At 45.2% G+C, this 22,154-nt stretch carries 19 protein-coding genes; 16 read left to right on the top strand and 3 right to left on the bottom strand.

What is annotated here, in order from left to right:
- The first annotated feature begins 10 nt into the window (after positions 1–10).
- From GV64_RS19825 to GV64_RS19750, 16 genes are all read left to right on the top strand, one after another.
- Positions 11–400, top strand: coding sequence for a type IV pilin protein (locus tag GV64_RS19825; protein ID WP_026258116.1), 390 nt, complete (start codon positions 11–13; stop codon positions 398–400).
- A 210-nt stretch (positions 401–610) separates the two neighbouring features.
- Positions 611–1,138 (top strand): GspH/FimT family pseudopilin, encoded by a 528-nt coding sequence (locus GV64_RS19820; protein ID WP_020581523.1) that lies wholly within the window; start codon positions 611–613, stop codon positions 1,136–1,138.
- On the top strand, positions 1,135–1,617 hold the full coding sequence (gene pilV, locus GV64_RS19815) for a type IV pilus modification protein PilV (protein WP_020581522.1): 483 nt from the start codon (positions 1,135–1,137) through the stop codon (positions 1,615–1,617). Before GV64_RS19820 ends, pilV (GV64_RS19815) begins: the two co-directional genes overlap by 4 nt.
- Positions 1,614–2,639, top strand: coding sequence for a PilW family protein (locus GV64_RS19810; protein ID WP_020581521.1), 1,026 nt, complete (start codon positions 1,614–1,616; stop codon positions 2,637–2,639). The genes pilV (GV64_RS19815) and GV64_RS19810 overlap by 4 nt, the downstream gene beginning before the upstream one ends.
- A 6-nt stretch (positions 2,640–2,645) precedes the next feature.
- The gene (locus GV64_RS19805) at positions 2,646–3,200 is read left to right on the top strand and encodes a pilus assembly PilX family protein (RefSeq protein ID WP_020581520.1); all 555 of its coding nucleotides are present in this window, start codon (positions 2,646–2,648) and stop codon (positions 3,198–3,200) included.
- Between the two features lie 149 nt (positions 3,201–3,349).
- Positions 3,350–8,023 carry a pilus assembly protein gene (locus GV64_RS19800; RefSeq protein ID WP_034844413.1) on the top strand — a complete coding sequence of 1,558 codons (4,674 nt, stop codon included), beginning with the start codon at positions 3,350–3,352 and terminating at the stop codon, positions 8,021–8,023.
- Between the two features lie 4 nt (positions 8,024–8,027).
- Positions 8,028–8,438 (top strand): type IV pilin protein, encoded by a 411-nt coding sequence (locus GV64_RS19795; RefSeq protein WP_020581518.1) that lies wholly within the window; start codon positions 8,028–8,030, stop codon positions 8,436–8,438.
- A 304-nt stretch (positions 8,439–8,742) separates the two neighbouring features.
- Positions 8,743–9,285 (top strand): GspH/FimT family pseudopilin, encoded by a 543-nt coding sequence (locus tag GV64_RS24000; protein WP_020581517.1) that lies wholly within the window; start codon positions 8,743–8,745, stop codon positions 9,283–9,285.
- Positions 9,282–9,854, top strand: a complete 573-nt coding sequence (gene pilV, locus GV64_RS23995; protein ID WP_020581516.1) for a type IV pilus modification protein PilV — start codon at positions 9,282–9,284, stop codon at positions 9,852–9,854. Before GV64_RS24000 ends, pilV (GV64_RS23995) begins: the two co-directional genes overlap by 4 nt.
- 3 nt (positions 9,855–9,857) lie before the next feature.
- Positions 9,858–10,652, top strand: coding sequence for a PilW family protein (locus tag GV64_RS19780; RefSeq protein WP_020581515.1), 795 nt, complete (start codon positions 9,858–9,860; stop codon positions 10,650–10,652).
- A 2-nt stretch (positions 10,653–10,654) separates the two neighbouring features.
- Entirely contained in the window at positions 10,655–11,104 is a 450-nt protein-coding gene (locus GV64_RS19775; protein ID WP_020581514.1) for a hypothetical protein, read from the top strand.
- Between the two features lie 10 nt (positions 11,105–11,114).
- Positions 11,115–11,435: a hypothetical protein gene (locus tag GV64_RS19770; RefSeq protein WP_152554129.1), complete on the top strand. Its 321-nt coding sequence runs from the start codon at positions 11,115–11,117 to the stop codon at positions 11,433–11,435.
- Positions 11,436–11,494: 59 nt separating this feature from the next.
- Entirely contained in the window at positions 11,495–14,773 is a 3,279-nt protein-coding gene (locus GV64_RS19765) for a pilus assembly protein (protein ID WP_020581512.1), read from the top strand.
- The gene (locus tag GV64_RS19760; protein WP_020581511.1) at positions 14,770–15,162 is read left to right on the top strand and encodes a type IV pilin protein; all 393 of its coding nucleotides are present in this window, start codon (positions 14,770–14,772) and stop codon (positions 15,160–15,162) included. Before GV64_RS19765 ends, GV64_RS19760 begins: the two co-directional genes overlap by 4 nt.
- A 65-nt stretch (positions 15,163–15,227) precedes the next feature.
- A complete protein-coding gene (locus GV64_RS19755; protein ID WP_020581510.1) occupies positions 15,228–17,324 on the top strand; it encodes an EAL domain-containing response regulator in 2,097 nt (698 codons plus the stop codon).
- Between the two features lie 168 nt (positions 17,325–17,492).
- Entirely contained in the window at positions 17,493–19,118 is a 1,626-nt protein-coding gene (locus tag GV64_RS19750) for an NAD+ synthase (RefSeq protein ID WP_020581509.1), read from the top strand.
- Between the two features lie 21 nt (positions 19,119–19,139).
- On the opposite strand, the gene coaE is transcribed toward GV64_RS19750, so the two are convergent.
- The 3 genes from coaE to fabV form a co-directional block, all read right to left on the bottom strand.
- Positions 19,140–19,757, bottom strand: a complete 618-nt coding sequence (gene coaE, locus GV64_RS19745; protein ID WP_020581508.1) for a dephospho-CoA kinase — start codon at positions 19,755–19,757, stop codon at positions 19,140–19,142.
- Positions 19,757–20,635: a prepilin peptidase gene (locus GV64_RS19740; protein ID WP_020581507.1), complete on the bottom strand. Its 879-nt coding sequence runs from the start codon at positions 20,633–20,635 to the stop codon at positions 19,757–19,759. The genes coaE and GV64_RS19740 overlap by 1 nt, the downstream gene beginning before the upstream one ends.
- 180 nt (positions 20,636–20,815) lie before the next feature.
- Positions 20,816–21,979: an enoyl-ACP reductase FabV gene (gene fabV, locus GV64_RS19735; RefSeq protein ID WP_020581506.1), complete on the bottom strand. Its 1,164-nt coding sequence runs from the start codon at positions 21,977–21,979 to the stop codon at positions 20,816–20,818.
- Positions 21,980–22,154: the final 175 nt, after the last annotated feature.

Here is a 22,154-nt window from a genome sequence, read left to right as displayed (position 1 = left end):
AAATGTGCCCGTGACTAAGAATCGTGAACAGGGTTTTTCCCTGCCTGAGCTGATCATTGTCGTTGCCATTATTGGCATTCTGGCGGGTATTGTGTATCCCTCCTATAGCCAATATATGTATGAAGTCCGGCGAAGTGATGCCTGGTCGGCATTGACGGCTGCTGCTGCGGCTCAGGAGCGCTGGTATTCCATCAACCATGCGTATACAAATGCAGTTAACAGTCTGGGGGGGAATAGCTCTCCCGAAGGGTATTATACGATCAGTGTTGAAGCTGACAGCGCCTCATTTACCCTGACGGCTACTGCCTTAAACACAGATGTTCAGGCAACGGATTCAGGCTGCACAGAGATAACTCTGGATCATTTTGGAATACAGGCTCCCCAAGAGTGCTGGAAGTAATAACTCTTATTGGAAAACGAGAATTAAATAATAGCAGAAATAAGTCCTGATTATCTGTCAAAAATCCTTTTGTATCCTTTCATAACAGCCACTGATTTTTTAAATCATTTTTAATTTGACAGATTGTCATGTCCTCCCTGATTTAGATCTATTTGCTTCTCTTTTTTTGCCGCTACAAAAGGATTAGCAGAAATTCTCAGGAGATGGGGTATGAAGCTATTCAGCCTGAGAGGGTTTTCCATGATTGAGCTTATTATTGTTGTGCTGATTTCCTCGCTTATTTTATCCATAGCGGCTCCGAGGATTGGCCAGATTTCGACTAGGGCAAATCTTGAATCAGTTCAGAGAAACCTGATATCAAGCCTTTTTTTTGCCAGAGCTGAGGCGATGAAACAGGGCAGTGGTGTGACAGTATGCCCTTCAAATGACAGTGCCACATGTTTGGCAACACCAGCCTCATGGAATAATGGTTGGATCATTTTTCTGGATATAGATGGCAATGGCGCTTTGGATGCCGGCGTTGATCAGTTGATTAGAGCTTCAGTCATACCAAGTGTGGCAACTGTTGCCTGGGGAGGAACGAGAAATATTACATTTCAGGGGGAAGGAAATGTGATTACTGGCAGTCAGGGAGATCTGAGAATTTGTGATTTGAATGGTGACCTCTCCGTTATCAGGGGCGTTACTGTAAATTTGACTGGCAGGGTCGTCGAAAATAATACGGTGACATGCCCATGATTCATTTTGAACATACTCAGAAAGCGTCTAGTGGTTTTACACTGGTTGAAGTATTGATATCAGTTTTAATTCTGGCATCCGGAATGCTTGGGATTTCAGTTGTACAGACACGAAGCTTATCATACAGTCAGATCGCTTATTTTAATAATGCTGCAAACACTATCGGTTATGACATGCTTGATCGCATCCGATCGAACCCGGTTTTTTCAATAGATGGTCCGGGCTATAGTGTTGGTCTTGGCAGTATCCCTACTGTTTATCCTGATAATTGTGTTGTTGCTGACTGCACACCTGCACAATTAGCTACCTATGATATCAATCAATGGAAATTCATCATAAATGAGCAGCTACCCAATGGGGACGGTTCTATTGTGATGGCGGATACACCGGAAGGTCGTGTCTATACCATTACGATTTTTTTTGATGATAGCAAAGGCGCTCTTCCCAGAAGAAATATAGTTATCCGGGGAGGAGTATGAATAAGAGGTTTGAGCTTGGGCTGACTCTGATTGAGTTGGTTGTTTCTATGATGATAAGCCTTTTCATCATTACTGCTGCAATCCGGCTTTTTGCAGCATCGAATCTGACGGATCAATTAAACTACCAATTTGGGTTAATGCAGCAGTCTGGAAGAATAGGGCTGTATTCAATTTCAAATGATATTCGCACAGCTGGGTACACAGGTTGTAGCGATGAGTTTCCTGTGTCGAATGTTGTTGTGAATACCAATCCTCTCGATTTATGGATGATAACGGAAGAAAAAATACAAGGAATCAGTCAGGCAGACGTAGTTAATATGGTTGATCCTGATGCGACATCTGAGGGAATTATTATATTTAAACTTTCTACTGACTTGGTATGGAATGTTTCCAATCATGATGTCGCTTCTGGAATAGTAACTTTTGATACAGGTGGCTTCCCTGCTGCAGCCAACTTTCCTGTCGGTCTAATCCGACAGGATTGTCAGCAAATTTCTTTGGTTTTTGCTGCAGCGGCTTCTACCAATAGTCTTGCTTATACAACGGGAGGAACTGCACGATTTAGCAATTGCTCGGTAGCTTTAAGAGGAAATTTTAACTGTTATGACGGTTCTGTTTCAGCAGGAACAGTATCATTTAACCCAGGCTCAATGAGGCTTGTCGATTCAGTTGTTTATTTTATCAAGCCAGATCCTGCGAACGGTGTTAATACCTTATACAGAAAAACACTGGGTGATACTAATGCTCTTCCTGTTGTTGGGGGTATTGAGAATATGGTTATTTACTATGGCCTGGATTCAAATGGAAATGGTGTTGCTAATCGTTTTGTAAATGCCGGTGATAGAGCGTTTCGAAACGCAGATTGGCAACAGGTAACAGCAATCAGAATTCATTTACTTACCCAAAGTACAGGTCAGTTAGCTCCTACTCCCAGAGCATATTTTTTTGATGGTACAACGGTGACACCAACAGACAGGCTGCTGAGAAGAGAATATGTAATGACGATTGATGTCCGGAATTAAAGGTGGATGATGGAAACCAAGAAAGAAAAAGGCTCATCGTTAATTTACACCATGGTATTCATGGGCATCATGATAACTGCAGGTCTGACAGCGGTTCAATTTTCCAGCCTGGAGCAGCGCACTTCATCCAATTTCAGAACCAAGCAGACGACCTTCTTTGGTGCAGAGACAATTCTACTGGAAGCAGAACAGTGTATTCGGGAGGATGCTGCCTGCTCAAATATTGCGTTATTTGACACTAATTGCACTAATGGTCTTTGTTTCAATGGGAGTGACCGAACCAGTACCGTTAGCTGTCGATCGGGAAATCAACGACCTTGGGAGCAGGCAGCGATATGGACTGATACGGCAAGGCATATCGCTGCGACTAATTTAACTGCGCCTACTGTAACTGGGAGTTTTATCATTGAGTTTCTCTGTTATGTGCCAAGAAACCCTTTTGGTGTAACTCCAAATCCTGCAAATCCTGCTGATTGGTCAAGTCTTTATAGAATTACGGCTCTTGCATCTATGGACATTGATGGTGCAAGAGTGATGTTACAATCAACGTATAAGTGGTGATTTTAGTTATGGAACGATTAATTTACATCACATTAATCTGTGTGAGTATATTCTATTCAGTTCGACATACATGCTTGCCAAAAAATTTATTTAGTTCTTTCCTATTGTCTTTGAAGGCAGCGCAGTCTTTCATTAAATGGCCATTAATCATGTGGATGCTTATTAGCGCTAATGCAGTTCAAGCTAATGTTTCAACTTATTCATCAAGCCCCAGTCAAGGCACAACAAGCTCTCCTCCCTTGATCCTTTTTGCCATGTCATTTGATCATGAGCTTTTTAAAAAAGCGTACAGTGACTATTCCGATGTAGATGGGGATGGGGGAATGGACGTCGTCTATGACGACAGCATTGATTATTATGGGTATTTCGAGCCTAACTGGTGTTATAACTACGGCAGTGGACGATTTCAGCCAGTCTCAGCGGCAACGGGGGCTAACTCACATTTCTGTACAACTCCAGGGGGCCCATGGAGTGGGAATTTTTTGAACTGGGCTTCCATGACACGAATGGATCTGATTCGAAAGGTACTTTATGGAGGAAAGCGATCAACTGACACGCCAACTCAGACGGTTCTTGAACGTGCTGAAATTCCCTTTGACTTCCATGCCTTCGGCAAAATTTACGATGGACCTAACGTTAATAGACTGACCCCCTATACCTCAGGTGCGATCACCCTTTGTAACTTGAGTGATACAGCTAATGGTGCTCCATTACTGCGAATTCGGACTTCAGCAGATGCCACATGGGGAGCTCTGAGAGGACGACGATGTGAGGGGACATCGGTGGCTGATTTTAACGTTCGTGTTGAAGCCTGTCATGCCACACTCAGTTCCAGTGATTGTGTACAGTACGGGGCTGTTAGAAAGCCGATTGGTCTCATTCAACAATACCATGACCAAGTTGAGTTTGGTTTGGTTTCAGGGAGTTTTGAAAAGAACACTGGCGGAGGTGTGTTAAGAAAAAATATATCATTTGCAACCGATGAATTTGATCAGAGTAACGGCCGTTTTAACAATAATTCTGGAATGATATCTACAATTGATGCGTTTCGTGTTTCTGAATATAACTACTCAAGTGAGCGCTATAACTGTAATGGTTCCAGTCCAGTAAGCTGTCGAGACTGGGGAAATCCTATTTCGGAGATATACCTTGAAGCTCTGCGTTATATTTCCGGGGAAAGTAACCCTTCCAGTGACTATGCGGTTACCTCAAGTAATGATCTGAATTTACCAACGCCCACATGGCAAGACCCTTATACAACAACAAATCGCTGTGCCAACTGCGCAATAATCGTTCTTTCAACAGGGCAAAACTCATACGATGGGGACAACTATTCAAGTATTGGGGATCTGCTAAGTGGCGGGCTAACAAAACTAAATCAACTGACGGATGAAGTTGGAAATAATGAGCCGGGCTTAACTTTTCCTGGAAACTTTCTAGTTGGCAGTAATGGCAGTGCAGGAATTACCCAGTGTGAACCCAAAAGCTTAACGGGTCTTTCCGAGGCTCGTGGTGTCTGCCCAGAAGTGCCTCAATACCAAGGAAGTTATTACGTTGCAGGTTTGGCATCTTATGCGAAAACCGCTGACCTTCGTGCTGACCTTGATGGCACTCAAAATATTGTAACTTATGGTGTTGAACTGGCACAGACTGTTCCTTCATTGTCATTTGCCGTGCCGGATGGTGCTGGAAATACAAATGTTGTTGGCTTTTCTCCTATTTGTCAGACCATATCCTTTACCCGTGGGGCTCTGGATGAAACGGGGTATTACCCCTGTCGCTTTCTTGATGTAGATGTTGAAAGCTTTTCTTATAACGCCTCAGGCGCCTTGGAAAGTATCTCTTTTCATATGGGGTGGGCTGATGAAACATTTGGGGGCGATGGTGATACGGATATGACTGCATCCTACACGGTTACTATCCAGAACAATAATTTGCGTGTTCGCCTTCATAACCCTGTTTTTAGGGGGGCAAATGCTTTTAGGCTGGGGTATTCAGTCTCTGGAGTAAGTGGCTCCAACGGTATGGCGCTTGACGCTGATTATAATGCTGTTTACGCAGCAGTAGGAGGTACGAATACAGCATACGATGATGGTGATAGTGAATCAGCCCTAATCATAAGAACTTCTACGACAGCAGGTGGTGGTCAGTTTAGCTGTGATGCAACAAATGATTGCACGTTGGTTACACCCAATGATGTAACCAAAAATTATACACCAAGCAATAACTTGGCCAGTGTACTGCCAAAGCCTCTACTCATGGCGGCAAAATATGGTGGTTTTACCGACTTAGACAGCGACGGCACACCCAACCATGATGCTGACAGGGATGGTACGCCAGATGACTCAAGGGAGTGGGATAATAAAAATAATCTCACGGGCTCCCTCGGTGCAGATGGTATTCCGGACAATTACTTTTTTTCAAATAATCCTGCTCTCCTTGAGGAACAGCTTTCAAGAATCTTAAAAGATATTGCCAGCAGAATTTCTTCTGCATCAAATGTTGCTTTGGTCTCCAACAGTGCAAGTGGTGCGGGTACTGCTGTTCAGGCGCTGTTCAGGCCGAAGGTGAAAATAAATAATGTTGAAATTGGCTGGGTTGGGCTTCTTAACAGCTTGTTCATAGATTCTAAGGGAAATCTTCGCGAAGACTCCAATGGAAATGACCAGCTTGATGATTACAGCACAGATTTTGCTGTGAATCTCTTTTTCGATGCTTCTGTAAATCAAACACTTGTTCAGAGGTACTCTTCCTCTGATGGCGGCACAACTTTAGTCCCCCAAGGGAGCACCTCAAGCCTGGATAGCTTGAAGCCAGTATGGAGTGCTCATGAAGAACTGATGAATCTAACCAATGTGTTATGGCAGAGAACATACACAGACCCATCAAGTATGGGGCGGTATATGTTTACATGGATCGATAGCAACAATGATGGTGTCGTTGGAGCAACCGAAGAAAAACCAATGATTACCTCAACCTTTGGCAGTGGTAATGAGGGTTATCTTGGGGTTTCTTCTGGTACTGTTGACACGTTAATGAAATATATCAGGGGGGAGGATCAACCTGGATATCGTTCTCGCTCTGTTGACTACGACAATGATGGAGACTTGGATGTATGGAGACTGGGTGACATCATTAACTCCAACCCGTTATCTGTTTCCAAGCCCGCTGGCTTTTATGGGGATAGCCGATCATATAATCCAAATGACTCGACATTTCTGGAGTTCATTCAACAGTATGAGGATCGCAGGCAAGTCATCTATGTAGGAAGTAACGGGGGCTCTATCCATGCATTCAATGCTGGGTTCTGGGATGAAGCTAATCAGCAGTTTGCCTTGAGCCAAAATGGGGAAACCAGTCATCCTCTTGGTGGTGAATTGTGGGCTTATACTCCAATGAATCTTTTACCTCATTTGCAATGGCTATCTGACCCTGCTTATCCACATGTTTATTATATGGACGGTCAGCCATTGATATTTGATGCAAACATCTTTCCAGCTGACGCTGACCACCCGAAGGGGTGGGGAACTGTTCTTGTTATGGGGATGGGGCTGGGCGGGGGAGCTATTGATATCTCTGTTGGTGGGAGTACCGTGACCCGCAGGTCTGCTTATGTGATCATGGATATTACCAACCCGGAAAAGCCTCCAAAAGTATTGGCAGAGATTACCCATCCCGAAATGGGGTTTACCACTATGAGGCCTGAACTTATCCAAAGGAGGTTGCCGGATAGTTCTGGGGACTATAGTGCCCCACAGATTAATGAGTGGTATCTGGTATTTGGTTCTGGCCCAAGGGGCACTGGCGTTTCTGGGATCAGGGATGCTCTGGATAATGCAACCAGTGACCAGAACTTAAAAGTATTCATATACGATCTGAGAAATAAACAGTTCTTAACTCGTTTTGCCCCTTATGACACCGGACTGTCCAGCTCGTACTCTGGAGATATGTCGGTTATTGACTGGGACAAGGATAATTATGACGATGCAGTGTATTTCGGTAGTATCAGCACCTCGACACTTGGTGGAGAGTTGTTGCGAATAAACATTGAAGATAGCTCAACCAATAATTGGGATGTGACTACACTGCTGGATATCGGCAGGCCCATTACCTCAAAGCCCTTGGCAATCACGAACAATGAAGGAGAGCGCTGGATATTTTCCGGTACTGGGCGTGAGCTAATCAGAAGTGATAGTCTTGATACGTCTCAGGAATACTTCTTTGGTGTAAAAGAGCCTAAAAATGCGTCCGGTTTTACTTATGGGCAGGTTCTTAAAAATGACTTGGTAAACACAACGGATATAGAAGTCCGTGGCAATGGTGATTTTAGCTCTACTTTTTCCATTAGGCCTGGAGTAACCGTTGATAATTTTAATGCACTAAAAGATGCAATGGTAAATGAGGCTGGATGGATAAATTATTTTGAGCATGATGGAACTAATCCAAGTAATAAGAGCACAAGTTCACCAGTAAGTACGTTTGCCCTTTTATTGTTTACTGAATATCAGCCACCTGCCGATCAATGTCAGGTTGATGGCAACAGTTTCCTCCGAGCTCAGCATTATCAAACTGGTACAGCTATACCGGCGAATATACAGAGGGTCTTAACAACCGGTACGATAACGGATTCCAGTATATCGGTAAAACGAGTTGCATTAGGAGCAGGTATGGCTCCTGCACCAATAATCCACCAGAGTGGTGATGGCAAAACCAGTGTTATTGTTCAGGGTGAGGCAGGTAATATTTCAAGCACCAGTCTTGAATACAGTATATCTGACCAAGGTCGTCAATCATGGAGACAGATTCATAATATTCCACGGTGATTACATGATTAATAGAGTAAGAAATGGGTTCAGTTTAATTGAGCTGATGATCGTAGTTGCTATTATTGCTATTTTGGCAGCGATTGCTGTTCCTTCATACAGGACATATATTCAGGAAAGCAGGCGCTCTGATGCTTACGTTGCATTAACTTCCGCTGCAGCAGAGCAGGAGCGAATTTATATTTATGACAACAGCTACAGTAATAACATTGCTGATTTGGGAGGGAGTAACTCGCCGGAAGGTCATTATGTAATAACACTGACAGCAACTGATAGTACATTTACTCTAACTGCCACGGCAGCATCCGGTAGCACACAGTTTCTGGATACAAACTGTAGAACATTCACACTGAATAACCTTGGGGTAAGAGGTAGTAGTAATTCCGGAGGTGGCGCTACTGGTGACTGCTGGTGATTAAATGAATTAATGAAGTGTTTTGAAAATTATATTGGGATGATTTTTTTAAATTAAATTATCTACTTTTCAATAAAAGATGCTGTTGTTTTTTAAACCTTATATATAAATGTCAATTGTTCTTTTGTAGTAAGTGAATAGATAAGTAATGCTTCCATCATTAGTGATGAATGAATTTAAAAACAATTGATTATGTATATGACTATTTCTTTTATCGGTTTTTTTCTACCGTTTATCGACTTCTGATCGTCTGTATAACTTACCCACCTAGATTTAAGGAGAGGGATTCTTCATAGGGAAGGACGTGAAGTTGGTTTTTTTCCACCCAGCTGTAAAGCATAAGTTCAACAGCGGTTTCACTTTGATTGAGCTGATGATCACCGTTGTGTTGATGGGAATTATGGTCTCCATGGTAACTCCACTGGGGCTGGTTGCAGAAGGTTTTAAGCTCGATTACTTGAATCAGCGTATTTACTCAAGCGCTGCTCTGGCGAGAAGTGAGGCAATCAAACGATCTGAAAATGTCAGTGTGTGTCGTTCCACTGCAGGAACGGCCTGTGATGCTGGTGCGAATTGGGCTGATGGGTGGGTCATTTTTGTAAACCCAAATAGAAATAATGTTATTGATGCTGGTGAAGAAATTTTACGTGTGTACAACCAGGTCAGTAGCCCTGTCAACATTGGATGGAACAATGGTCAGCTGCTTACCTTTATTCCCAGGGGAAGCCCGGTGGGTCAGGGCACATTTACTTTATGTCCGGTACCGGCCAGACCATTGGCTCAGAGACAGGTAAATGTTTCAGGATCAGGGTTAATCCGGAAGCAGGAGGGGGTAAACTGTCCATGAATAAACTGAAAGGCACATGTTCTTCCTCGTTCTTTGTTTCGATTTCAAATAAACCAATGCAGCCTTTTGCATTAAGTCGGCAAAAGGGTATAGGGCTTATTGAGGTCATGATTGGTGTGTTGATTTTTGTCGGGGGTGTGATGGCGGTTGCAGGTATGCAAAGCCAGGCCATACGAGTCACTCATGACAGTCTTCAGCGATCACAGGCCGTGTGGCTTGCAAATGCTACTGCTGAGTTAATGAAGTTAAACCCGGCAGGGCTTGAGAGCTCTGCCTATCAAATGGCTGCAACAACGGCCAGTGCAAATATTGCTGCGTATTGTCCAGTGATTCCGACTCAGTGTATTGGCACTGCATGTACTCCTGATCAGATGGCTGCTTTTGATGTTCATGATCTTATGTGTAGAAATGCAAATGACATCATTAACCCGACTATCGTGATTAACTGTCCTGCTCCCTGTGCCACAGGCGCTGTTGTCACTATCACCATTGCCTGGGACTCGAGAGGAGCAGAACAAGGCGTTCTAGCGGTTCGTCAGCAGGTTGGGTTTACCTATAACCGGAATTAAAACATGAAAAGGACTGAGGTAATCAATCATCAAAAAGGATTTAGCATTATTGAAATGATGTTGGCCTTTGTTATGGGGCTTATCATTGCGGGTAGTGCTTTGCAGTTGATGATCAGTAATAGCCGGTCAGCGAGCGTGAATGAGTTTATCGCTACCGCTCAGGAGAACGGTCGCCACAGTCTTTATATTATGAGTAGTGAGTTTCGACGTGCTGGGTTTAGGGCTCAAGCTGGGACAGCGCCTCCACCACCTTTTTACAGAGGGGCATGTGAGGGAGATACAATCTGTACTGTTGATGGTGGAGGTACTAACAGTGACAGGGTGGCTATTCAGTACGAACCACTAACAGATCCAATTACTGGGAATGGGCGTGATTGCGCAGGAGGAACGGTCACTGGTGGTGCTTTAACAGCTGATGTCTATTTTGTTGCTCCTGATGCAAACAATATAAATACGTTGTTTTGCCTTGGTTATGACCCAGTAACCGGCCTGCCTTGGCCACCAGGCAATGCACTGGCTTTAGTTCAGGGCGTTGAAAGGTTTCAGGCAGTTTATGGAGTTGCAATACCGGGTACCACCAATATTAATCAATACGTTACGGCCGCTGCTGTGGCGGACTGGCGGGAGGTCGTAGGAATTCGTGTGGGGGTTTTAGTTGGTGCTGGAGAGCTTTCACGTGTTTTTGATTCAAGAGCTCGAACCTATAACCTGCTTAATAGTGGTGATCTGACATTCAATGATCAAACACCCAGGTATATGTATAGCACCGCTATCCGATTAAATAATACAGGGCTGTAATAATGGGAATCAATTCAGGAAGAAAAGAGCAGGCTGGATCTTTTTTATTAATTGTGATGATCGTCATGATCGTTATGATTTTTTCCGGCCTTTTTGTGATGGAGATGGCAAAGTTGGAAGAGGTCACCGTGAGCAATGAGCAGCGCACGGTGCAGGTATACCAAGTCGCTTATAGCGAATTAGAAGTGCAACTCAACTTTCTGGAAACAAACCCTGGGCTTTTTAATACTGCTTTGGCTGGGGAGCAGACCCTGACGGCGATTGTTAATCCCGGAGGGGGGATCCAGCAGAACGTTACCCTTCGGTTTATCGGGCAGGTTCCACCACCAGCAGGCTTTAGTTTCACAAATTTTATTGGCTTGTCTTTCGAAATAAACAGTGTCGCTACTCTTGATGGCACTGGTGCACGATCCGATCAAACACTGGGTGTGATTTATGTAGCGGCGAGATAGGGAATATAAAATGAGAATATTATTAAAAGGATTTCTGTTTTGTGCTTTTTTAATTACTCCATTGATGTCAGTGGGGTTTCAAAAAGTTGAAGATATCAAGGAACTGGTGAGGGTAGATATCAAATTTGCAACAGATACTTCGGGTATTATTGATGCTTATGCTTGCCACAGCTGTCCACCCAAAAGCTTTGTCTTTAATGAGAAACTGATTGTTTTACCTCATGATGAAAGGAGCTTTACCCAGAAGCTTAGAGCGTTAGATGGAAAACCAGCAGTATTAACCTGGAAGCCTAATACCGTTCAGGCTTTACGCATCTGGCCGAACTTTTAAAGGAATTCTGGCCGAACTTTTAAAGGAATTATGACCAGTCAGGGAGGGCTTTGGTAAATATGTCTATTCATCGCATTGTTAGAAAAAGTGTTATAGCCAGCCGGAAGATTGGTTTACATACCTTTTTCGCCAATTGGTCCAGGAAAGTCTTTTTACTTATTTTTTTAACCACTCAGGCATTTGCTGAAGATGTGGATCTTTTTGTGCGTCAAATTCCAGATGCTCAGCGAGGTGTTGTGATATTCATCATGGATACCTCGACCAGTATGGGAGCCTTGGTGACCTCAGGTGGTGGTATTGATCTGACCCGCATGGACATTACGAAAGCAGCAGCGAGTCGGTTCATTCAAAGTGCTCAGAATATCAATATGTCACTGATGAGTTTTACTAGTGATGGCGCTAGAGTTGACTTCCCTTCACAGAATATTGATAACAATCGACAGGCAGCCCTTGATGTTGCCAATGGTTACGCTGCCAATGTCTGCTGTACTCCATTAGTTGGTGCCCTCTATGAGTCTTATCGTTATATTGCCGGGCTAAACACAAGGTGGGGAGGCAATGATAGTGTTCCTGCTGCATTGACTGGATTTCGATTTAATTCCCCGGTAAGCAATCAGTGTCAGAGAATCAATGTTATTTTGTTCACTGATGGTGATGGTTATGCACTTGGTGATCATCAAAATGATGTCAGAAGCCTGATCAGTGGGATGACTTTGCCATCGGGCATTGATTCCAATTGTGCTGAGGATGAGTGCTTGGATGAAATGGCCTGGTTCATGCAAAACGCAGATATACAACCGTCTGTAACCGGTGATCAGAATGCGACGGTTTATACTATTGCCGGTTTTGGTGGTGCTGCTCCGGGGATTTTGACCAGAACAGCCAATGCAGGTGGTGGAGTCTATTATAACGCTGCAGATGCAACACAGCTGGATGAGGCTCTGGGAGATATTATGGCCAGGGTTCGCTCTCAGGAGTCAACGTTTACTGCCCCTGTAACGACTACCAGCGCATTCAGCGCACTGGAAACAGCGGAAGATGTTTATTTTGTCATGTTTAAGCCTGAAGAAGGTGTTAATTGGCGTGGCAACCTTAAGCGCTACCGTCTGGGTGAAGATAATCAGATTTATGATGCTGATGGTAATGTAGCCATTGACCCCGTTACCGGTTTCTTCAGTGAGTCGGCAAGAAGCTTCTGGAGCAGTTCGCCAGATGGTCAGGTGGTCGAGCAGGGTGGAATGGCAGAACAGCGAAGCCAGACTGTACCCGCCTACATCAATATGAGCGGTAATACAAATGTCTCTCTCACCTCTTCCAGCAACAGTTTCCACGAAAGTAACAGCCTTATTACTGCTGCGATGCTGAATCTTATCAGCGCGACAGACCGGGACAGTGTTATCCAATGGGGCAGAGGTGTCGATGTCGATGATGAAGATGGTGATGGTGATACCACTGATGACCGGCACAGTATTGGAGATCCGCTTCATACTCAGCCACAGCTTATTAATTATTTTGGTGGAACCGATAAGACTATCTATTTCACAGCTAATGATGGATTCCTTTACGCAGTGAATGCAGATGATGGTACAACTGAGTTTTCTTTTGTCCCTGAAGAGCTTGTTCAAAATGTAGCAATGTATCGAGGCCGAAGTAATGCGGATACCGGTGAGAGGGTTGAAGAAACCTTTTTTGTTGATGAAGAATCAGCCATCTGGCATAGCATAGAACTCGAAGGCATTGGTGATTTCCCGGAAGCGAAGAATCAAACAACTCGCCGCAATGTTCGCCCGGGGGGATACAGGGTCATTTACAACGGGCATGGAACAACGGGGACTATTACTAATCCTCAGATCCGAATAGTCAACGGTGGTAAAAGGCTGCAAATCACTGATGGGGGCGGATCGTGGGATGATTATGAGATTGAGGTTTCTGAAGGCATTTTTACTATCGCCGGCATTGATGTTCAGTACTTTCTACCACCTGCAGCAGGTGTGATCCCCAAAGTATACGGTATGGATGGCCCCATGGCTTCGTGGATTAATGACCTTAATGGCGATGGAGACATCCTTCAATCCAATAATGGCACTGCTGACCCAGGTGAGCACGCATTCTTATATATGACGATGCGTCGTGGAGGAAACAATATATATGCGCTCGATGTGACCAATAGAAATAGCCCTGTTCTGAAATGGGTAATACGGGGTGATGTCGATAATGATCATATGACTGACAGTACCGGTGATTTTGCCAGGTTGGGACAGACGTGGTCTGAGCCAAAGTTAGCGAGAGTTCCATGGAATGGTGCTGAACGTCAGGTGTTACTTTTTGGTGGCGGCTATGATGTTGCCATTGATGGTCAGGCGACCGTTCAGAACAGTAATATTGGTAACGCAGTTTTCATGGTTGATGCTGATACAGGAGCACTGCTCTGGTCTTCCTCAAATAACCGCTCCAGCCTGAACATTTCTGACCTTCGTTATAGCATTCCGGCCAGCTTAACCCTAGTTGATCATGATCAGGATGGTCTGACTGATTTCTTTTATGCAGTGGATACCGGAGGTCAACTGATCCGCTTTGATATTAGTGAGACAAACACAGGTGCAAATAACTTTGCAGATGGCGGGGTCATAGCCAGAATTTCGAATTCCTCTGACAGCAGGGGGGTTAGACGTTTTTTTGAAGCACCTGATGTCAGTGTATCTACCACGTTTGATTACTTGAATATTGCTATTGGTTCCGGAGACCGGTCGGACCCTCTTAGTGACGATACGGATGATCGGATTTATGTCTTTCGTGACCCCCATATCAGTCAGGCCCCTACCGATTATACCTACGTTGGAAGCAACATAATTACTGAGTCCAATCTGTATGATGCAACAAACAATATTTTGCAGGAGGGTAATGATACTCAGCGCCAAGCTGCTCAAAGTAGTCTGGACAGTAGCCGGGGGTGGTATGTCAGACTAGAGTCTGCCGGTGAAAAAGTGATCAGCAAAGCGGCAACATTTAGAGGTGTTTTGTTGATTAACTCATTTGGTCAGAATACCAATATCGTCAATCAATGTACGCCAAACCCCGGAATAAATTATCTCTATGCACTGAATATTGAGAATGCAGGTGCCTCGTTCAATTTTGGTGATATGACCAGCACTACACCACTGGATAAATCAAACCGAAGGACTGTTTTGAGGCACTCTACCTTGGCTCCGGAACCTTCTATTGTCACTCGAGGCTCTCAGGGTTCTGAGCTTTGTGTAGGCACCGAATGTTTTCAGAACACATTAAGAAGCTTTGGCTCTATCCCTGTGTTCAGGCAGTTCTGGAGAGAAAATCGATGAAAATGATCAATAAAGGGTTTAGTCTGATCGAACTGATGATTGCTCTTGTAATCGTTGGTATTTTAGTATCGATTGTTTTCCCCAGCTATCGTCAGTATGTGGTTGAAAGTCGCAGAAGTGACGGGATTGCAATGCTTATGTGGGTGATGCAGCAGCAGGAGCGTTTTTATACAGAACAGCTATCTTATACCACTGATTTGACTCAGCTGGGTTTTACTGCGAACCCAGCCTCTGAAAATAATAATTACACAATTAATGCTGCTCAGTGTGGGACAGATCCCCTGAACCGTTGTGTGCTGCTAACTGCTGTACCTCAGGGAGATCAGACTGGTGATGGTAACTTGACTCTGAATAGCCGTGGGGTAAGAACGCCCGTTGATTTCTGGTAATAGCGCTTGCAGCATATAATTCATCTGGTAACCGCCGATAGCTCTCTAAGATAACGAGGGAAAGCATGACCATGGCATCGGGTGGTAAGGATACAGTTCGCTTTTTAATTATTGATTCATCTCCCGGGGAAGCGGAGTCTTTCCTGAATGTTTTTCGTGAATCCGGCTACTCAACCCGTGCAAGCCTGATCAACTCTCTGGATGACCTGACAACGGCAATATCCGGGCATCAGCACTGGGATCTGCTATTGATGACAGATCCTCCACCGCCTCTGAGTTTTTCTCAAATCTTTGATTATATAAACCAAAAAGATGTGGACCTTCCTGGGATAATTCTGACCTCACCGGATGGTGAGAGGGATTCTCTCTCTCTGATGAAAATGGGAGCCCGTGCGGTTATTCCCCTGGGGCATGATGAGTACCTGTTGGCTGTTGCTCAAAAAGAGTTGGAAGACCTGAAGATTAGGCGGCACCACCGGCGCATGAGTGTTGCCTTGCACGAATCAGAAAAACAGCGACGGCTATTATTGGATGATCAGGTTGATGCGGTTGTGTACGTCAATAATGGCCGGATTCAATATGTTAACTCTGCTTTTCTGAAGCTGCTCGGGCTTCCGGAAGAGGAGTCTCTGGATGGAAAGCTGTTCAAGGATTTGATCATCACCAAAGATCAGCAGGATGTTGAAGAGTTTCTGATTGGTATTGAAGAGAGTGGTCAGGCTCTGGCTGTCATTCAATGTCCTTTAATTGCTAAAAACGGCTCAGAAGTTCCTACTCGTGCGGTGATCTCTCCTACATCGTTTAATGGCGAATTCACCCTTAGTTTGCAAATTAAATTCAATGAACAGGAAGCTGAGCAAACAGGTGCGGATAAAACCCTTGAAAAGTCAGCTCCGGACAGTGAAACAGGGCTCTTTGACCGAAAGCAGTTTGAGCAGGAGTTGGATGTTGCTATTCAGAGAGCTGTTTCAGGGAAGGGAAAGGCGACATTGTGCTGCCTTCATATAGAGACCCTGAAAGCAATTCACGAGCAACACGGCAAGGAGGTCAGCCAGAAGCTACTTAAAGCACTTGCTAAAAAAGTAACTTCTCACTTGGGAGGTGTGCATCCGGTGGCCAGCATGGGGGGTGGGAATTTTTCTGCTCTATTTCGGGAGGGAGAAGAGCGGGAAGTTAAATTATTGGCCGATAGTCTGCTGACTGCTGTAACGGGGGAAGATATCGTCATTGATCAAAATTTGTTGTCAGTTAAGCTATCTATAGGGGCCGTAATCCTCAGTGATACCACAAACGATGCCAAAACGTTGATGGTACAGAGTCGTCAGGCCACAGTGCAGGCACAAAAAGAAGGTGGTAATCAATTATGCTTTTACCAGAAACGCAAAGTTAGCTCTGTCCATTCTGTTGAAAAGCAGCTGGCTGGTATGGTCAACCAGGCGTTAAAACATAAAAAGTTCAGATTAAGCTATCAGCCTGTTATCTCCCTTGCAGGCTCTCCCGCTGAATATTATGAAGTCTCTTTTGTTATGACCGATGCACAGGGAAGGGAGCATGAGGCAGCGGCTTTCAGACCGAAACTGGAAAAAGTCAGTTTGTGGAATAAGCTGGACCGATGGCAACTCATTGAAGCCAGTAAAGCCCTGATGGCCAAGCGAAAGGAGGGAAGTGATACTCGCATGCTGATGCATGTTGGCGGCATTTCAGCCACAGATGATACGTTTCTTCCCTGGATGAAAGTTGCTCTCAAGGCTGCCGGAATTCCTGCAGGCGCTGTCGCTATCGAATTGAGTGAGCAAAATCTTGCCCGTTACTCAGAGGTAATACCTGATTTTTTCAGATCACTCAAAGACATGGGGTGCCAGACGGTTGTCAGTGAATTTGGCTGTAGTCTGAATCCATTGGAAGGCATTGCTCACCTGGATGTTGATTTGGTCAAGCTTGATCCATCGTTCACTGAAGACCTTAATGATGGTGATAATGCAGAAGAGTTGCAGAAAATGATTGAAGCCCTTAGTCAAAGTGGAAGAAAGGTTATTGTGCCTGGTATTGAAACAGCAGGAGAAATGACCCCTGTCTGGCAGTTTGGTGCTGATTTTATTCAGGGAAGTTATATGCAGCCACCTTCGGAGCGTATGGATTTTGACTTCGGGTCGGATGGTTAATCCTGACATCTTTCTAATTCCTCCCTTATTCTTTCAATTTTCACTACCTCAGATTAATGGGTTTATAGCCCGCATTATGGTATTTCAATTTACAGACGCGAATACTTACAAGACAATACCGCCCCTGAGATGATTGATGTTTCTAAAAAGGGATAGACAGGTATTTCCATGTCAGCAAAGCTCAATATGGTCATGGCCCAGCTCAACCTGGTAGTGGGCGACATTGACGGGAACACTACCCGTGTCATTGAGGCTGCCGAGCAGGCCCGGGATCAGCTGGATGCGGATGTTATTGTCTTTCCAGAGTTGACCCTTTCCGGTTATCCGCCGGAAGACCTGTTGTTACGGCCCAGCCTGATTGTTCGGGTTGAACAGGCTCTGAGTCGGCTCAGAGTGATTAAGGGGATTGATCTGATTATCGGTGTTCCGCTGATGGGGGCTCATGGTCTGGAGAACCAGGCGCTGGTGATGCGTGACGGTGATATTCTTGCCCGTTATGGGAAACAGCATCTGCCCAATTATCAGGTCTTCGATGAAAAACGCTATTTTGTTAAAGGTCAGGATACGGTTATTTATTCCTGCAAAGGGGTAAATATTGCGCTTTTGATCTGTGAGGATCTCTGGTATCAGGGACCGGTTCGCAGGGCTAAAGAAGCCGGCGCAGACCTGATCATCAGCCTGAATGCTTCACCCTTTCATATGAATAAGCAGTCTCTTCGCCATCAGGTCGTCAGAGAACGCTGTCTGGAATCAGGCCTTCCTGTACTCTACAGCAACCTGGTCGGTGGTCAGGATGAGCTGGTGTTTGATGGAGGCTCTTTCGCCATGAATGGTGATGGTGAAATGGCTTTTGGTGCTACCTATTTTACTGAAGAACTCTTTAATGTTTCTTTTGATAAAGGTTCTATGGCCTTTGATCAAGGTGAGATAGCTGAAATACCAGAGGTTTGTTCAAGGGTTTACGATGCTCTTGTTACGGGTGTCAGAGACTATGTTAATAAAAATGGTTTTAAAGGCATCGTACTTGGCCTGTCCGGGGGGATTGATTCCGCTCTGACTCTGGCTGTAGCCACCGATGCTCTGGGTAAAGACCGGGTTCAGGCAGTAATGATGCCATATCGCTACACATCCGATATGAGCCTTGAGGATGCGGCAGAAGAGGCAAAAATTCTGGGTGTTGAATATAAGGTTCTACCAATTGAACCGATGTTTGATGCCTTTATGGAAACCCTGAATACTGAGTTTGCTGGCTATAGTCGAGATACCACTGAGGAAAATCTTCAGTCCCGGTGTCGTGGTGTCATGCTGATGGCGATTTCCAATAAAAAGGGGTATCTGGTTCTCACTACCGGTAACAAAAGTGAAATGGCTGTAGGCTATGCCACGCTTTACGGGGATATGGCCGGGGGCTTTGATGTTCTGAAGGATGTGCCAAAAACGCTGGTGTTCAAACTGTCAGAATACCGAAATACACGGGGGTATGTGATTCCTCAGCGGGTAATAGATCGCCCACCATCAGCCGAATTGGCACCAGATCAGGTCGATGAAGACAGTCTGCCACCGTATGATGAACTGGATCGCATTCTCGAACTCTATATTGAACTGGATCAGAGTGCAGAGTCCATCATTGCCAAAGAGGGGTTTGACCGGGATACGGTTTATCGTGTCTTAAGGCTGGTGGATATCAACGAATACAAGCGTCGTCAGTCTGCTATTGGTGTCAGAATCACACCTAGAGGCTTCGGACGGGATCGCCGTTATCCGATAACTAATGGTTGGAGGCCTGGGGTTTAAAAGTCCTAAACAACCTGAGCCTCAAGCAAGGCTCAGGTAAAATTGATGCAGTTTTTCCAGTGAATGATGCAGCTGATCTAATGAACCACTGTTATCCACTATATCATCGGCTTTCGCTACTCTCTGCTCTCGCTGAATCTGGCTGTTGAGGATCTGTCGGGTCTGCTCCTCTGTCATTTGATCGCGAGCCATGGTTCGTTCAATCTGAATGCTCTCCGGTACATCGACCACAAGCACACGATCCACCAATTCATGCTGATTGGTTTCCAGCATCAGGGGGGAAACCAACACGGCATAACTTGATTCCGCACTACTTAGCTCATGGACAATCTGCTCTCGAATGATAGGGTGCAGAAGGCGTTCAAGCCACTTGCGCTCATCGGCATCATCAAAAATGATGGTTCTCAACTTTCTACGGTCAAGATTGTCATTAACAAGAATATCTGGGCCGTAGCGTTGTGCAATCCCAGCCAGAGCGGGCTTTCCCGGTTCTACAACAACCCTCGCCGCGATATCCGCATCAACAACCGTAATGTCCTTGCTGGCAAAAAAGTTGGTCACTGCCGTTTTTCCACTGCCAATACCACCGGTTACACCCACGGTGAAAGGACGGTTGTGTTGAAATAGCTCTATTTTCATTAGCCCAGTCCCGAAAAGCTGAGATAGGCATTAATCAGCTTATCGCCCCAGATCAGGGCAATAAAACCAGCAATGGCCAAATAGGGGCCAAAGGGGATAGGGTTGGATCGCTCCTGACGCTTCGTGACGATCAATAGCACTGCAGCGATGGTGCCAACCAGAGAAGAGAGAAGAATGATCAGGGGCAGTTTAATCCAGCCCAGCCAGGCTCCCAGTGCTGCCAGCAGTTTAAAGTCTCCATAGCCCATACCTTCTTTACCGGTAATCAGCTTGAATATCCAGTAGACGCTCCACAGGGACAGGTAACCGGCGATGGCTCCCCACAGGGCCTGCTCAAGGGTTACCACAAGCCCAAAACTGTTTACAATCAGGCCAGCCCATAGGAGGGGAAGCGTAATATCGTCAGGTAGCAGCTGTGTATCGTAGTCGATCATGGTCAGGGCCAGCAGTGACCAGCCAAACAGACAGAAAACCAGAGTGTGTAATGTAAAACCGTAGGTCAGGCCAATCACTAACGTCATCACTGCACTGATAGTCTCTATGGCAGGGTAGCGCAAGGAGATCGATGTTTGACAGGCGGAGCACTTACCTCTCAGGAATAGATAGCTGATGACCGGAATATTCTCCCAGGCCCGGATTTTGTGCTGGCAGGAAGGGCAGGTTGATGCGGGAACCACAAGGTTATAAGCAGGGAGAGGCTCTGGTTCTTTTTCAGGATGTAAAATAGCCTCGCTCTGCTGCTGCCACTGCCTTTCCATCATTATGGGTAACCGGTGAATCACCACATTGAGAAAACTGCCGACAATCAATCCAATAAGTGCCAGGACAAAAGCCAGGTAAGGGGTTGAGGTCTCAAGAAGTTCTATAATCGGTGACATTCACACGGTTCCCTGATGGTTATCAGTAAGGCTGGCTACTTACCTGATATTTTAATAGTCCAATATTGGCATGACTGTTTCAGTAATCAAACCTTTGAAGCTTAAGGGAAATCACTACCGCACACCAAACTGGGAGCTGATACCCAATTTTGGCAAGGCAAAATATTCCTCAAGCCCTGACTATTTACTTTTTTCATAATCAATGTTGTCAAAGCCGAACCCGTTAAGCTGCATAAAATCCTGACGCAACCCCTGGTAGTCAACAAGGTCTTTGAAATTATCTGGTGTGATTTTTTCCAGTAACTGATTAACCTGCGACTGAACATCATCACGAAGTTCCCAGTCATCCATGCGAATCATTCGCTCTGCGTCCAGGCTCGGGCCATTCAGGGCATACAGGTGAGTGAAAAAGAGCCGGTACATCTGCTCAATACAGCCTTCATGGAGTCCCATTGCCTTGGTGACTTTGAAAAGAGCCATGACATAAGGGGAAAGTCCCGGAATGAATACACTGGCTTTGGTAACCAGTGCTTTGCAAACAGTCACCCAGGCATCACCACCAAGAGGTCTTAGCCATTCATGCATCATCTCGGCATGGTATTGCAGATCTTTCTTGGCATGGCCCAAGGTGCCCTTATGATAGATGGCTTGTGTGGATTCCGGGCCAATATAGGAATAGGCGACGGTTTTAAAACCATCCGCCAGCATATCGTGGCGGTTGAGCAGTTCAATCCAATCAGCCCAGTCTTCCCCACCCATCACTTTGATGGTGTTGTCGATTTCCTGCAGTGTTGCTGGCTCCAACGTTACTGCCTCAAGTTGTTCTTTTTCAATATTCAGTGTCAGGCCGGTATACGGTATTCCCACAGACTTAATGACTGATCGAATGAGGTTGCCACTTTCCGGGTCAGGACGAACTCCGGTTGCCAGACTGTAAACTACAAGATCAACTTTACCACCAAAATCCGCTTTTATGGTGCTGAGAACTTGCTCGCGCATTGATACCGAGAAAGCATCACCCACCAGGTTTTTGGCATACAAACCATGCTCTTCAGCGATCTCTCTGAAATAAAGGTTGTTATACCATCCAGCACTACCTGATCGATCCTCAGAGGGGCCCCGCTCGAAAGAGACTCCGAGTGTGTCGGCTCCTGCTCCAAAGGCTGCAATACGTGATGCCAGGCCAAATCCGGAAGAAGCTCCAAGGATCAAAACACGTTTTGGGCCATTTTTCAGGGCAGACTGGGAACGAATATAATCAACCTGTCGTTGAACAGCTTCTTTACATCCAGGAGGGAAACAGTTAAGTGCCACAACATTCTTTACTTCGGGTGTTATGATCATTGGAGAACGGGCTTGCAACTCGATGAAAGAAGAGCGCTAGATTATCTAGATTTCTAGCGGTTTTCCATTATGAGTTTGAGGCAAACGTTCTGGGAAGCATGGATATGATGATTATTTGGTACTTGGAACCTCTTTTGATTCATAGAACATATTTCGTTTTATAGATGGTGAGAGC

Origin of the sequence: Endozoicomonas elysicola (assembly GCF_000710775.1) — a bacterium.
Taxonomy (GTDB): domain Bacteria; phylum Pseudomonadota; class Gammaproteobacteria; order Pseudomonadales; family Endozoicomonadaceae; genus Endozoicomonas; species Endozoicomonas elysicola.
Note: the sequence above shows the minus strand (reverse complement) of the source record. Positions and strands in the feature narration are given on the sequence as shown.

Excerpts from the sequence above, each read along its gene's own strand:
- GV64_RS19820 (WP_020581523.1), top strand. The coding sequence starts at position 611 with ATGAAGCTATTCAGCCTGAGAGGGTTTTCCATGATTGAGCTTATTATT.
- pilV (WP_020581522.1), top strand. The coding sequence starts at position 1,135 with ATGATTCATTTTGAACATACTCAGAAAGCGTCTAGTGGTTTTACACTG.
- GV64_RS19810 (WP_020581521.1), top strand. The coding sequence starts at position 1,614 with ATGAATAAGAGGTTTGAGCTTGGGCTGACTCTGATTGAGTTGGTTGTT.
- GV64_RS19805 (WP_020581520.1), top strand. The coding sequence starts at position 2,646 with ATGATGGAAACCAAGAAAGAAAAAGGCTCATCGTTAATTTACACCATG.
- GV64_RS19800 (WP_034844413.1), top strand. The coding sequence starts at position 3,350 with ATGTGGATGCTTATTAGCGCTAATGCAGTTCAAGCTAATGTTTCAACT.
- GV64_RS19795 (WP_020581518.1), top strand. The coding sequence starts at position 8,028 with ATGATTAATAGAGTAAGAAATGGGTTCAGTTTAATTGAGCTGATGATC.
- pilV (WP_020581516.1), top strand. The coding sequence starts at position 9,282 with ATGAATAAACTGAAAGGCACATGTTCTTCCTCGTTCTTTGTTTCGATT.
- GV64_RS19780 (WP_020581515.1), top strand. The coding sequence starts at position 9,858 with ATGAAAAGGACTGAGGTAATCAATCATCAAAAAGGATTTAGCATTATT.
- GV64_RS19775 (WP_020581514.1), top strand. The coding sequence starts at position 10,655 with ATGGGAATCAATTCAGGAAGAAAAGAGCAGGCTGGATCTTTTTTATTA.
- GV64_RS19770 (WP_152554129.1), top strand. The coding sequence starts at position 11,115 with ATGAGAATATTATTAAAAGGATTTCTGTTTTGTGCTTTTTTAATTACT.
- GV64_RS19765 (WP_020581512.1), top strand. The coding sequence starts at position 11,495 with ATGTCTATTCATCGCATTGTTAGAAAAAGTGTTATAGCCAGCCGGAAG.
- GV64_RS19760 (WP_020581511.1), top strand. The coding sequence starts at position 14,770 with ATGAAAATGATCAATAAAGGGTTTAGTCTGATCGAACTGATGATTGCT.
- GV64_RS19755 (WP_020581510.1), top strand. The coding sequence starts at position 15,228 with ATGACCATGGCATCGGGTGGTAAGGATACAGTTCGCTTTTTAATTATT.
- GV64_RS19750 (WP_020581509.1), top strand. The coding sequence starts at position 17,493 with ATGTCAGCAAAGCTCAATATGGTCATGGCCCAGCTCAACCTGGTAGTG.
- coaE (WP_020581508.1), bottom strand. The coding sequence starts at position 19,757 with ATGAAAATAGAGCTATTTCAACACAACCGTCCTTTCACCGTGGGTGTA.
- GV64_RS19740 (WP_020581507.1), bottom strand. The coding sequence starts at position 20,635 with ATGTCACCGATTATAGAACTTCTTGAGACCTCAACCCCTTACCTGGCT.
- fabV (WP_020581506.1), bottom strand. The coding sequence starts at position 21,979 with ATGATCATAACACCCGAAGTAAAGAATGTTGTGGCACTTAACTGTTTC.